This window comes from Pectobacterium polaris (assembly GCF_002307355.1).
GTDB lineage: Bacteria > Pseudomonadota > Gammaproteobacteria > Enterobacterales > Enterobacteriaceae > Pectobacterium > Pectobacterium polare.
This window is the reverse complement of sequence record NZ_CP017481.1, coordinates 1,534,885-1,548,016: the sequence shown is the minus strand read 5'-3', so window position 1 is coordinate 1,548,016 and position 13,132 is coordinate 1,534,885. Positions and strand designations below refer to the sequence as shown.

Sequence of the window (13,132 nt, the reverse complement as noted above, 5' to 3'; positions counted from 1 at the left end):
TTCAATTTACGTAGGTTAATTCAACGTGCTGGATAGAATAAAAGTTTGTTTTACCGAGAGTATTCAAACGCAGATTGCAGCGGCAGAAGCCTTGCCAGACGCCATTTCGCGCGGCGCGATTGCGATGGTGCAGTCTCTGCTAAACGGCAACAAAATTCTGTGCTGCGGTAACGGAACATCAGCAGCCAATTCGCAGCATTTTGCCGCCAGCATGATTAACCGCTTTGAAGCAGAGCGCCCCAGCTTACCGGCTATCGCACTTAATGCGGATAATGTGGTCTTAACTGCGATAGCCAATGACCGCTTGCATGAAGAGATCTATGCCAAACAAGTCAGAGCGTTAGGTCAGGCTGGCGACGTACTACTGGCAATTTCAACCCGTGGCAACAGCCGCGATATTGTTAAAGCCGTAGAGTCTGCCGTTACCCGCGACATGACGATTGTCGCCCTGACTGGCTACGATGGCGGAGAACTGGCCGGGTTGCTCGGGCCTCAGGATGTGGAAATTCGCATCCCGTCACACCGCAGCGCCCGTATTCAGGAAATGCACATGCTGACAGTCAATTGCCTGTGCGATTTAATTGATAACACACTTTTTCCACACCAGAACGATTGAAGGAGCACTACATGAGGATAAGTTCTGCATTTGCCGTGCTGTCTATCGCCCTGCTGCTACAAGGCTGTGTCGGGGTTGTTGCTGTTGGCAGTGCCGTGGCAACCAAAACGGCCACTGACCCGCGTACTGTAGGCACGCAGGTTGACGATGGCACACTGGAAGTCCGGGTGACGAATGCAATCAGCAAAGACGAGCAGTTGAAAAAGGATGCCCGTATCGTTGCAACGGCTTATCAGGGGAAAGTATTGTTAACAGGGCAAGCACCGAGCACAGAAATGGCAAGCCGGGCTAAGCAAATCGCCCTCGGCGTGGACGGGGCAGCCGAAGTCTACAACGAGATACGCCAAGGCACGCCGGTTTCAATAGGAACCGCCTCCATGGATACCTGGATCACCACCAAAGTGCGCTCACAGATTCTGGCAAGCGACACGGTTAAATCCTCTAACGTCAAAGTCACAACAGAAAACGGTGAAGTCTTCCTGTTAGGTCTGGTGACACAGCGTGAAGGCACCTCTGCCGCAGAGATCGCCAGTAAAGTTGGCGGCGTGAAACACGTCACGACGGCCTTCACCTACCTGCAATAACACGCCTTTTTCTTTAAAAAACAAAAACCGCTGATGAAGACATCAGCGGTTTTTTTATCTCTGCGCTTTTTATCCCAGTTCAGGGACGCGTACCTTTGCCCGATGAGATCGGGGCACAAGAAAATTATGGCGTAACAGGGTTAAGCAGCCAGAGCGCACGGCGGGTTTCAACGCTGATGTGGCTCGGTTCTTTATCACGCGCGCCAGCCTCGCCAGTGAGCAATTCCGCAAAGCCTGCCTGCCTGATTTGCGTCTGGTAACGCGGCGTTTTCAAACCACGATCTGCCTGCAATAACAGCGGGATAAGACGGCTGCTTTGCCTGTCCATCGTCTTACGTGGCCACGCCTTATTCTCATCCAGATACGGTGCCATAAAATCCAGCGCCTTTATCACACTGCTTCCCTTCGGCGTGTGGTACTGCCAAATATTCTCCCCGACGCGAGAAGCCAGCATCGCCATATCCGTTATCGCCTGAAGGTTGAAGTAGCTGTAATGGAAAGAACGGGTACGCGCCAACTCTTCAGGCTGAGCACCATCCGGTTGCAGTTGATGATCTAATTTTTCCCGCTGTAATTGCGCCATGGATTTCACCACATCGATTTTCCCCAGATACCAGGCGATCCCCGCAACCTGTACGGTATACCAGCTACCGTGGTTGTTCTGGGCCGTTGCCTCTTTTTTCCCCAGCTTGCTGGTTTGTAGCCAGTGCAGATAATCGCTCATCCATGCCTGCATCTGCTGTTCATCCTGTGTCGTCCAGCCCGGAGCGTGGCGCAGCATAATCAGCGAATCGACGATGCGGGTGGAAAAATAGCGCCCGTCCAGCACGCCCGAGCCTCTGCCCGGCGCGATGCCCGGCACGCCCTGAGCAAAGTCGAGGTTAGGGTTCATGCGCGTAGCGGGGTCGATAAACCAGGTACGGATCATCGACATCGCTTTATCGGCATAAGCCTGTTTGCCAGAGAAGTACCACGCCAGCGTCAACGCCTGCGTTTGAGCGGTGAATTTTGCCAGCCTCACCCCATCGGTCTCCTCATCCTTGCTGGCAGGGTTTACCTGCCCATCACGACGAATCCAAGGCAAACCATCAGCTTTGTCGGGATCGGGCCACCAGTAGGCGCTGAGGCTCAAATAATCATGCTTTGAACCACTGGGTGTCGTGGATTTCTTTTCCGTCACGCTGAGATTATTTATTTTCAGCGCGCGGTCGGCTTCCGAAATAAGCTGCTCGTACGCCATTCGCGTCTGCGGCTTTTCCGTTTTCTGCTGTAGCTGCTGTTTTACCGAGGATAGCTGAGGCTGCTGCAAGAAGGCGTAGGGATTATCGGGGGATGACGCTTTAGGCTCCCCGTCCGCACGGGCAACGGAAGCCACACAACACAACGCAACCAGTAAACCTGACCAATAACGTAACCGCATACTTTCTCCTGATGTCGAAAACACGACCGTTAACGAGAAAATTTCTCGGTATAGTAAACGAACAAGGCGACTTAATTCAGATTGTTACCTCACAACAGATCGTTATCTCGCAAAAACGCGTCGCCGCCCATCTGCCGCATCTGGCGCAAAATCCACTGCTGACGTTGAATAACATAGCCGGAGGGCGCATTCGCACGAAAGCGAATGGGGTTTGGCAGCACCGCCGCCAGTAAGGCAGATTCACTTGCCGTCAGCCTGCTGGCAGGCTTGTTAAAATAACGTCTGGCGGCCGCTTCCACGCCAAAAATCCCGGGGCCAAATTCGGCGATATTCAGATACACGGTCAGAATCCGCCGTTTCGTCCAGACCAGCTCAACCCCGGTGGTAATACCCGCCTCAAGCCCCTTGCGCACCCAGCTACGTCCATCCCACAGAAACAGGTTCTTCACCATCTGCTGCGACAGCGTAGAGGCACCGCGAATCCGCTGCGTGTTGCGCTCGTTGTGCTTCAGTGCCTGACCAATCGCATCAAGATCGAAACCCCAATGCTGAGGGAATTTTTGATCTTCTGCTGCCATCACCGCCAGCGCCATTTCCGGTGCAATCGCCTCCATTGCCACCCAGTCAGAATGGGCAACGTAGGAGAACTCGCCTTTCAGCCATGCGCTGATCTGCCTGTCGACCATCACCGCAGAAAACGGCACGGGCAGGAAGGAAAACAGCAGGATGCCAGCCAACCACGCACCGATGACAACCAACACACTCCGAACAATCAGGCGCTTCAGCCACGTGAATAAGCCTCCACGCCCTCGATTCCACCTCATTCGGTGAGATCCAATACGCGAGCAACGAGCTTATCAATGCCTTGTGCCGCTTCGCTGATGGAATTAGCCAGCATATAAGCAGGTGTCGTCACGATTTTATGCTCCTCATCAACCACGATATCATCGACCGGACAAACCACATGGAGACCGCCCATTTCTTCGACGGCCTCAGCGGTATCAATATCGTTACCAATGGTTACGCGAACAGGTACACCCAAAATCGTCGGCAGCAGCGCCGGTGAGATGCAAATAAAACCAATTGGTTTATTTTGCTTATAAATTTCCTGTGTGAGCAATTGCAGCGTTTCATCAATCTGACACGCCGTTCCCTGCGTAGCGAAGTCACTTAAATTTTTCGCAGCGCCAAAACCACCCGGCACAATCAGCGCATCTAAATCTTGTGCACTTGCTGCAGAAAGCGGTTGGATTTTTCCTCTGGCGATCCGTGCTGATTCTGCTAAAACGTTGCGATTCTCACCAGTTACGTCACCCGTCAGGTGATTAACCACCTGTAATTGTGGTTTATCTGGCGCAAAGCAAACGGCTTGCGCGCCTGCGCGATCCAGCGCAAGTAACGTCAACACGGCTTCATGAATCTCGGAACCGTCATAAACACCACAGCCACTAAGGACAATGCCGACTCGTTTCATCATCTTTTCCTTCATTTCATTACATCAACTAATTGATTTTTTAATTGACAAACACTAATCTACATCACACATTTTAATGATTCTTGTAACAAAGATTTCTACATTTGCTATTTTGTTGCTTGATGAAGATGTACAGTAGCTAGGTTTTAGTCGCTGTTGTAAGTTGTAGTCGTTAAGAACATTTACCGTTATGGTAGAGCAGTTCTAGTAGGAACATAGTTAAGACACGAATATCCGCACTTGCGAGTTTACAAACCCTGAGATCTAAATGCAGGTGCATGTTTTCCCTGGTGTTGGCGCATAATTCGCGCACCCCGGCTTCGGCCGGGGTCATTTTTTTCTACCGTATGAAAACGTGCAAAGCCCTCGTATCCCCCAACTCTCTTCAATCGTAACCCCCTCTCAATCTGACGCCGTTTTGCATTTTTTGCATGATATGCGTGAGAAGAGAAAAATTTTCTAACCGTTTTGCTCGCCACGTCCTTGTGGCCGCAACAGACCGTATCAGGATTCTTTTTCTGCTTTTGCTACCCAATCACGCAGTACCTGAACGTCATGACGCCAGTCGTGCTTAAGCTCATCAACCCATTCCTGCACGTTATCCCACCATGCCGGTAGCGATGAGGTCTGAATCTGCTGGGCAACTTGCTGCAAATGTCGCAGCCCGACGGAACCCGCCGCCCCTTTGATTTTGTGCCCTTCTTCCGTAATACCTTTCTCATCGCGCGCCGTCATGTTGGAATCCAGAATCGCCAGATAGCCCGGCATCATCTGTTCAAACATCTCCAGACTCTGGTGAATCAATTTCGGTCCCACCAAATCCAGATACTGTTCCAGCATCGGGATATCCAGCAGATCTTCTTCTGCGTTTGCCATTTCATCCTCCGCCTCAACCACCGGTTCTTCCGTCCACACCGAGTGCGTATCCCAGAATTGTTTGATGACAGCCGTCAGCGCAGGCACCGATAGCGGTTTGCTCAGCACGTCATCCATACCCGCATCCAGGTATTCGCGTTTATCTTTCAGCACGTTCGCCGTCAGCGCCACCAGCGGCGGCATGCTACGTTTTCCATAGCGTGAACGCAGCTGACGCGCCACATCCAGCCCGGTCATATCCGGCAGTTGGATATCGAGCAGTACCAGATCGAACTCATCGGGATCAAACATATCCAACGCTTCCTGCCCGGTCATGGCGACATCCACGCTGTTCCCTAGTTTTTCCAGTACCGAGCGCGCGACCACCACGTTGAGTTCGATATCTTCCACCAGCAGAACATGCAGCGCCGGTAGCGGCAAATCATCGTCGTCTTCCAGACCGCTTCCCACTTCATCGACGCTCGGTGCCGTCACCGTCAGGGTGAAGCAGGAACCCTTGCCTTGCGTGCTGGAAACCTGGATATCGCCACCCATGTTCTGTGCCAGACGCTTCGACACCGCCAGACCGATTCCCGTGCCCGTTGCGGGCTTCCCGCCGTGCTGGTCTTTGACCTGATAATACATGGCGAAGATTTTTTCCAGTTCATCCGCCGGAATGCCCATCCCGGAATCTTCCACCTCAAAGCGCAGGCGATCGCCTTTTTCATGCCAGACGCGCACCACAATTTCGCCTTTTTTGCCGTTTTCACCCTTCGGCGTGAATTTCACCGCGTTGCTGAGCAGGTTCCACAAAATCTGCCGCAGGCGCGTTCCGTCAGTAATGACTTTCTGCGGCAGAGGCTGATGTTGGTCCATAATCAGCTTCAGGCCTTTCGGTTCTGCCAGCAGGCCACCGAGATTTTCCAGATCCACCAGAAAACCGGTGAAATCGATCGGCTGGTTATCCAGTTGCACCTTGCGGCGCTCCTGTTTGTCCATCTCAATCACGTCGTTAAAGATATTGCCCAGCGTAATCGCGCTGACGTGGATGGTTTTGAGGTATTTTTGCTGTTCAGGGTCAAGTTGCGTATCCAGCAGGATGCGACTTAACCCGACAATGCCATTAAGCGGCGTACGAAGCTCGTGGCTGATTGTTGAGATAAACGTGGTCTTCTCCCTACTGGCGTTCTCTAACGCGTCCTGGTAACGCTTACGCTCCGTTATATCGCGTCCAAATCCCATCAGCCCGTGACGTTTGCCCATCCGGTCATAAAACGGCACCTTGCGCAGCTCAAAACAGGCTTTACGGCCGTCGGGATAAACCAGCCACTGTTCATAGGTCAGAGAAACGTTGTGGCGGAACACTTTTTCGTCCGTCTCCATCACTTTCTCAGCAATATCGGGGGCGTAAACATCCTGTGGCGTCAGGCCGATAAGCTGCTTCTGGCTTTTGCCCACCAGCAGCTCCATCGCACGGTTGCAGCCGGAGAATTCTTTATCTTCGTTACGGTAGTAAACCAAATCCGGCGAGGCATCGAGGAACGAACGCAGCAGCGCAGATTGCTGCTCCAGCTCAATCTGCGCCTGTTCGCGGCGGGACATCTCTTCTTTGAGTCGGCTCATCACCAGCACGCGCGCATCTTCCGCTTTGATACGGTCAGCGATTTCCTGATTGAGCTGTGCAATATTCTCCTGAAGCTGCGCATTCAGCTCCAGATCCCGGTGGCGCATTTCTTCTAGCTTCGCCACCAGCTTCGCCAGCCGCTGGCGCGACTCTTCAAGCTGTTCCACCACCACGGAGAGAAAATAAACGGCCCAGGGCGTAATCAACAGCCCGAAGAAAATGGAGCGGACGACGTCGATATTTTCGACTTCCCCACTGAGCAATAGGGTGACCGCCATTTGCACCACCATCGCCAGCAGCACCAATACCGAAGCCAGCAGCAGTGAAAAACGGACAAGCCCCAGTTTTACCATTAAATCAACATAGTACTGCGCCAACAGACGAATTTGCTTCATAGCGATTTCCCTTAGTCACCCACCCGCGCATCATAACGTAAAATGGCGACGTATACGGTGCCGCCACGCAGATTCACGGCACGAAATATCGGCGTCTACCGCCCGTGTCTTCTGACACATCAAGCCCCATCGTAACGGTAAGGCGTACCCAGCGCAGAACCCTGTACGCCATGCGTTTGCAGATAGCGATCCAGCTCTACCATGCCCGTCCAACGGTTTTCACACCAGAGCGGTGCCAGCAGGGTCGGGCGGCGAGCGCTGGCGGAAATGCGGTGATAAATCACATCCGGCGGTGTATGGCGAATCATCTCTCCCGCCGTCTCCACGTAGCGATCCAGCGCCAGTTCGGGCAGCCTTCCCGCTCGCCAGGCTTTCGCCATCGTGCTGCCTTCCACGATATGGAGAGGATGCAGCTTAATGCCCTCTACACCGGTTTCAACCACCTGCTCCAGCGTCGATAAGCAGCGCTGTGCGTCTTCTCCCGGTAAACCGACAATCAGATGACTACACACTTTCAGACCGCGCTCACGCGCTCGGCGAGTGGTTTCCTGATAGCAGGCGAAGTCATGGCCGCGATTAATCCGATGCAGCGTTTTGTCGCATGCGCTTTGCAGCCCCAGTTCCAGCCAAACCTCGTAACCCTGTTCATGATAGCGGGACAGCAAATCCAGCACCGCATCGGGCACACAGTCGGGGCGAGTGCCCACGCAAATCCCCACCATTTCAGCCTGCTTCAACGCTTCCTGATACATGCTTTCCAGCACCTGAACCTCGGCATAGGTGCTGGTATACGCCTGAAAATATGCCAGATAGCGTTTGGCTCGGTTCACCTTTCCCGCCTGCGCTTCCAACTGCTGTGCGATGCTGCTTTGCTGCATCTGCTCATCGGCAAACGAGGCCACATTACAGAACGTGCAACCGCCGCGCCCCAGCGTGCCATCACGGTTTGGGCAGTTAAACCCACCGTGCAGCGTCAGCTTGTGGATCTTCTCGCCATAGCGACGTTGAAGATTTCCGCCAAACATATTGATTAATTTTTGCAATTGCATATTCTAGCCTGCTCCCTTGAGGAACAGCAGACTACCTTTCTCTCGCTCCCTTCGCGATGACCGCGATCAATCACACACATCCCAATGAAATGAATTTTTATTCGCTTTTAGTGAAAATAAACTCACGTCGGTGCTAATTAATTTTTCTTATCCCGCCTGCTCGCTTAATGAAAAGATGAAGCAATACTTAAAAATAGTTTCATAAAATCTAAAAGTAGCCATATACAGCATAATATGCTGCGACGTAGAAAGAACATAGCACGGAGAAGGGTTCTCACGCTTTTGTATAGTGATACAGCTCACACTTCAATTAAACCCCATATTCATTTACCGAGATAGTTTTTCTAAAAAAATCATTATCTTTCATAGGTATAATTAAAAATTATCGCTTATCAGCACATTTTACACTGGTATTTGACCTGAACAGGCTTTCTCGCTAATTTGGGGATCCGCTGGAAGCTTTCCTGACGGGCACACGACTCGTCATATTTATGCAGTAAATGAAGACTCCCTCTAAAAACAAGTCATTTACCACTTGTGAGACCGTCACGAGAGGCCGAAGAAGAGAGCGTAATACTAGCCGCTCAACGCCACGGTACTTTCTCGCAGTAGGTTGTGAGAGTCACACAGAGCCTGGGGAGGTTCACTAACATGTTGTACGATGCATCCCAAGAGAGAGATAACTGTGGTTTCGGATTAATCGCCCATATAGAAGGTGAGCCGAGCCATAAAGTAGTGCGTACTGCTATTCACGCACTCGCACGCATGCAGCACCGTGGCGCAATCCTTGCTGACGGCAAGACTGGCGACGGCTGCGGTTTATTACTTCAGAAGCCCGATCGTTTCTTTCGTCTGGTGGCGGAAGAGCACGGCTGGCGTTTAGCCAAAAACTACGCCGTTGGCATGATGTTTCTCAATCAGGACGAAGAGCTGGCTCGCGCCACACGTCGGATTGTAGAAGAAGAGTTGCAGAACGAAACGCTGTCCGTACTGGGCTGGCGTGAAGTTCCGACCAATCCGGATGTACTGGGGGAAATTGCCCTGTCGTCCATGCCGCGTATTGAGCAAATTTTCGTTAACGCCCCAGCTGGCTGGCGTCAACGTGATATGGAACGTCGCCTGTTCATGGCGCGTCGTCGTATCGAAAAGCGCATTGAAGATAAAGAGTTCTACGTTTGTAGCTTCTCCAATCTGGTCACGATCTATAAAGGTCTGTGCATGCCAGCGGATCTGCCACGCTTCTACCTCGATCTGGCCGATCTGCGTTTGGAATCGGCAATTTGCCTGTTCCACCAACGCTTCTCAACCAACACCGTTCCACGCTGGCCGCTGGCTCAGCCGTTCCGCTATCTGGCGCACAACGGCGAGATCAACACCATCGCGGGTAACCGCCAGTGGGCACGCGCGCGTGCTTACAAGTTCAAAACGCCGCTGATCCCAGATTTGCAGGATGCCGCACCGTTCGTCAACGAAACCGGCTCTGATTCCAGCTCGCTGGATAACATGCTGGAACTGTTCCTGAGCGGCGGGATGGATATCATCCGTGCCATGCGTTTGCTCGTTCCGCCAGCCTGGCAGAACAACCCGGATATGGATCCTGAGCTGCGCGCCTTCTTCGACTTTAACTCCATGCACATGGAGCCGTGGGATGGCCCGGCCGGTATCGTGATGTCCGACGGGCGCTATGCCGCCTGTAACCTGGATCGTAACGGCCTGCGCCCTGCGCGCTACGTCATCACCAAAGACAAGCTGATCACCTGCGCCTCTGAAGTCGGTATCTGGGATTATCAGCCGGACGAAGTGGTTGAAAAAGGCCGCGTCGGTCCGGGCGAGCTGATGGTGATCGACACCCGCAGCGGCCGCATCCTGCACTCTGCCGAAACCGATGACGACTTGAAAAGCCGCCACCCTTACAAAGAGTGGATGGAGAAAAACGTTAAGCGTCTGGTGCCGTTTGAAGAGTTGCCAGACGAGCAGGTCGGCAGTCGTGAATTCGACGATGAGCTGTTGGAGACCTTCCAGAAACAGTACGGTTACAGCAGCGAAGAGCTGGATCAGGTCATCCGTGTACTGGGCGAGAACGGTCAGGAAGCGACTGGTTCAATGGGCGACGATACGCCGTTTGCCGTGTTGTCCAGCCGTCCACGCATCATTTATGACTACTTCCGTCAGCAGTTCGCGCAGGTGACCAACCCGCCGATCGATCCGCTGCGTGAAGCCCATGTGATGTCGCTGGCGACCAGCATTGGCCGCGAGATGAACGTCTTCTGTGAAGCAGAAGGTCAGGCTCACCGCCTGAGCTTTAAATCGCCGATTCTGCTTTACTCCGACTTCACCCAGCTGACGTCACAGGATGAGCTGCACTATCGCGCCGACACGCTGGATCTGACGTTTGATCCGTCGCAGCAAACGCTGCAACAGACAATCGAGAAACTGTGTGACGAAGCAGAAAGCAAAGTCAGAGACGGTGCCGTTCTACTGGTGCTCTCCGACCGTGGCATTAGCGAATCACGCTTGCCTGTCCCTGCGCCGATGGCCGTGGGTGCCGTTCAGCGCCGTCTGGTCGAAAAGAGCCTGCGCTGTGATGCCAACATCATTGTCGAAACCGCCAGTGCGCGCGATCCACACCACTTTGCCGTGCTGTTAGGCTTTGGTGCGACGGCTATCTATCCTTACCTCGCCTACGAAACGTTGGCGCGGATGGTCGATAACCACACCATCGACAAACCTTATCGTGCCGTGATGCTGAACTATCGTAACGGCATCAATAAAGGCCTGTACAAGATTATGTCCAAAATGGGCATCTCGACGATTGCGTCTTATCGCTGTTCCAAGCTGTTTGAAGCCGTGGGCCTGCATAAAGATGTGTCGACGCAATGCTTCCTGGGCGTCGTCAGCCGCATCGGCGGTGCAAACTACAGCGACTTTGAACAGGATCTGTTGAACCTGTCCAAGCGTGCCTGGCTGAAGCGTAAAACGTTGGAACAGGGCGGCCTGCTGAAGTTTGTTCACGGCGGCGAATACCATGCCTACAACCCAGATGTGGTCACCACGCTGCAAACCGCGGTGAAAACTGGGGAGTACAGCGATTACGAGCAATACGCCAAACTGGTTAACGAGCGCCCAGCTGCGACCTTACGCGACCTGCTGGCACTGAAACCACAAGAAGGCGCGGCCATCGCGATCGACAGCGTTGAACCCGCTTCTGAAATGTTCAAACGCTTCGATACCGCAGCCATGTCCATCGGTGCACTCAGCCCCGAAGCCCATGAATCGCTGGCTGAGGCGATGAACGGACTGGGCGGTTTCTCCAACTCCGGTGAAGGCGGCGAAGACCCGGCGCGTTACGGCACCAATAAAGTGTCCCGTATCAAGCAGGTTGCTTCTGGTCGCTTTGGTGTGACACCAGCCTATCTGGTTAACGCCGATGTGATTCAGATTAAAGTGGCGCAGGGCGCGAAGCCAGGCGAAGGCGGTCAGTTACCGGGTGATAAAGTCACGCCGTACATTGCTCGTTTGCGTTATTCCGTGCCGGGCGTGACGCTGATTTCACCACCACCGCACCACGATATTTACTCTATCGAAGATCTGGCACAGCTGATTTTCGATCTGAAACAAGTCAACCCGAAAGCGATGATTTCGGTAAAACTGGTGTCCGAACCGGGCGTTGGTACTATCGCTACGGGCGTTGCCAAGGCGTACGCCGATTTGATCACCATCGCCGGTTACGACGGTGGTACTGGTGCCAGCCCGCTGTCCTCCGTGAAATACGCAGGTTGCCCGTGGGAACTGGGTCTGGTTGAAACGCAACAGGCTCTGGTATCCAACGGCCTGCGCCACAAAATCCGCCTTCAGGTGGACGGTGGCTTGAAAACCGGTCTGGATATCGTCAAAGCGGCGATTCTGGGCGCCGAAAGCTTCGGCTTCGGCACCGGACCGATGGTGGCGCTGGGCTGTAAATACCTGCGTATCTGTCACCTGAATAACTGTGCAACAGGCGTTGCAACGCAGGATGAGAAGCTGCGCCGCGATCACTACCACGGCCTGCCTGAACGTGTAACCAACTACTTCCACTTCATCGCGCATGAAACTCGCGTGCTGATGGCAGAACTGGGCGTCAGCCGTCTGGTAGATCTGATTGGTCGTACCGACTTGCTGGTCGAGCTGGACGGTTTCACTGCGAAACAGAACAAGCTGGATCTGTCGCCGCTGCTGCACGCTGCACAGCCTCAGCCGGGCAAAGCGCTGTACTGCACTGAAAGCAATCTATCGTTCGATAAAGGCTTGTTGAACAAAGAGCTGCTGGCACAGGCACAGCCGCACCTTGATGCGAAACAGGGCAAAGCGCTCTACTTCGATATCCGCAACACCGATCGCTCCGTCGGCGCGACGCTGTCTGGCGCAATTGCTGAGAAACATGGCGATCAAGGGCTGGCTGGCGATCCGATTAGAGCTTACTTCTCCGGTACCGCAGGACAGAGCTTTGGCGTCTGGAACGCAGGCGGCCTGGAACTGAAATTAACCGGCGATGCCAACGACTACGTGGGCAAAGGCATGGCAGGCGGCAGCATCTCCGTGCGTCCTCCTGTAGGTTCAGCCTTCCGCAGCCACGAAGCCAGCATCATCGGTAACACCTGCCTCTACGGCGCTACCGGCGGTAAGCTGTTTGCCGCAGGCCGTGCAGGTGAGCGTTTCGCCGTACGTAACTCCGGCTGTATCACCGTGGTAGAAGGCATCGGCGATAACGGCTGTGAATACATGACAGGCGGTATCGTCTGCGTGCTGGGCCGTACTGGCGTGAACTTTGGCGCAGGTATGACTGGTGGATTCGCCTACGTGCTGGATGAAGACGGTGAATTCCGCAAACGCGTTAACCCGGAACTGGTGGAAGTACTGGATGTCGAAGAACTGGCTATTCATGAAGAACATCTTCGTGGCCTGATCACCGAGCACGTGCAGAATACCGGTTCACACCGCGGAGAAGAGATCCTCGCTAACTGGCCGACCTGGGCACCGAAATTTGCTCTGGTGAAACCGAAGTCAAGTGATGTGAAGGCATTGTTGGGTCACCGTAGTCGTTCCGCAGCCGAGCTGCGGGTTCAGGCGCAGTAAGAG

Annotated in this window: 8 protein-coding genes; 3 read left to right on the top strand and 5 right to left on the bottom strand. The window is 53.6% G+C overall.

What is annotated here, in order from left to right:
• Positions 1 to 25: 25 nt before the first annotated feature.
• Positions 26 to 616, top strand: coding sequence for a DnaA initiator-associating protein DiaA (gene diaA, locus BJJ97_RS07010; RefSeq protein ID WP_011091952.1), 591 nt, complete (start codon positions 26 to 28; stop codon positions 614 to 616).
• Positions 617 to 627: 11 nt separating this feature from the next.
• Positions 628 to 1,200 carry a division/outer membrane stress-associated lipid-binding lipoprotein gene (dolP, locus tag BJJ97_RS07005; RefSeq protein WP_095701315.1) on the top strand — a complete coding sequence of 191 codons (573 nt, stop codon included), beginning with the start codon at positions 628 to 630 and terminating at the stop codon, positions 1,198 to 1,200.
• Positions 1,201 to 1,324: 124 nt separating this feature from the next.
• Here dolP and BJJ97_RS07000 read toward each other — a convergent pair whose 3' ends face one another.
• The 5 genes from BJJ97_RS07000 to BJJ97_RS06980 all read right to left on the bottom strand — a co-directional run bounded on the left by BJJ97_RS07000 (position 1,325) and on the right by BJJ97_RS06980 (position 8,017).
• Entirely contained in the window at positions 1,325 to 2,620 is a 1,296-nt protein-coding gene (locus tag BJJ97_RS07000; RefSeq protein WP_095993469.1) for an alginate lyase family protein, read from the bottom strand.
• 89 nt (positions 2,621 to 2,709) lie between these two features.
• Entirely contained in the window at positions 2,710 to 3,444 is a 735-nt protein-coding gene (gene mtgA, locus BJJ97_RS06995) for a monofunctional biosynthetic peptidoglycan transglycosylase (RefSeq protein WP_095993468.1), read from the bottom strand.
• Entirely contained in the window at positions 3,441 to 4,094 is a 654-nt protein-coding gene (gene elbB, locus BJJ97_RS06990) for an isoprenoid biosynthesis glyoxalase ElbB (protein WP_095993467.1), read from the bottom strand. The genes mtgA and elbB overlap by 4 nt, the downstream gene beginning before the upstream one ends.
• Positions 4,095 to 4,598: 504 nt before the next feature.
• Positions 4,599 to 6,968 carry an aerobic respiration two-component sensor histidine kinase ArcB gene (gene arcB / locus BJJ97_RS06985; protein WP_095993466.1) on the bottom strand — a complete coding sequence of 790 codons (2,370 nt, stop codon included), beginning with the start codon at positions 6,966 to 6,968 and terminating at the stop codon, positions 4,599 to 4,601.
• A gap of 119 nt (positions 6,969 to 7,087) precedes the next feature.
• Positions 7,088 to 8,017: a TIGR01212 family radical SAM protein gene (locus BJJ97_RS06980; RefSeq protein ID WP_095993465.1), complete on the bottom strand. Its 930-nt coding sequence runs from the start codon at positions 8,015 to 8,017 to the stop codon at positions 7,088 to 7,090.
• Positions 8,018 to 8,668: 651 nt separating this feature from the next.
• Between BJJ97_RS06980 and gltB the strand changes: the two genes are divergently transcribed.
• On the top strand, positions 8,669 to 13,129 hold the full coding sequence (gene gltB, locus BJJ97_RS06975) for a glutamate synthase large subunit (protein WP_039482282.1): 4,461 nt from the start codon (positions 8,669 to 8,671) through the stop codon (positions 13,127 to 13,129).
• The last annotated feature ends 3 nt before the right edge of the window (positions 13,130 to 13,132 follow it).

What these genes read in the sequence shown, in the direction of transcription:
- elbB (WP_095993467.1), bottom strand. Translation starts at nt 4,094, where the DNA reads ATGAAACGAGTCGGCATTGTCCTTAGTGGCTGTGGTGTTTATGACGGT.
- BJJ97_RS06980 (WP_095993465.1), bottom strand. Translation starts at nt 8,017, where the DNA reads ATGCAATTGCAAAAATTAATCAATATGTTTGGCGGAAATCTTCAACGT.
- arcB (WP_095993466.1), bottom strand. Translation starts at nt 6,968, where the DNA reads ATGAAGCAAATTCGTCTGTTGGCGCAGTACTATGTTGATTTAATGGTA.
- mtgA (WP_095993468.1), bottom strand. Translation starts at nt 3,444, where the DNA reads ATGAGGTGGAATCGAGGGCGTGGAGGCTTATTCACGTGGCTGAAGCGC.
- BJJ97_RS07000 (WP_095993469.1), bottom strand. Translation starts at nt 2,620, where the DNA reads ATGCGGTTACGTTATTGGTCAGGTTTACTGGTTGCGTTGTGTTGTGTG.
- dolP (WP_095701315.1), top strand. Translation starts at nt 628, where the DNA reads ATGAGGATAAGTTCTGCATTTGCCGTGCTGTCTATCGCCCTGCTGCTA.
- gltB (WP_039482282.1), top strand. Translation starts at nt 8,669, where the DNA reads ATGTTGTACGATGCATCCCAAGAGAGAGATAACTGTGGTTTCGGATTA.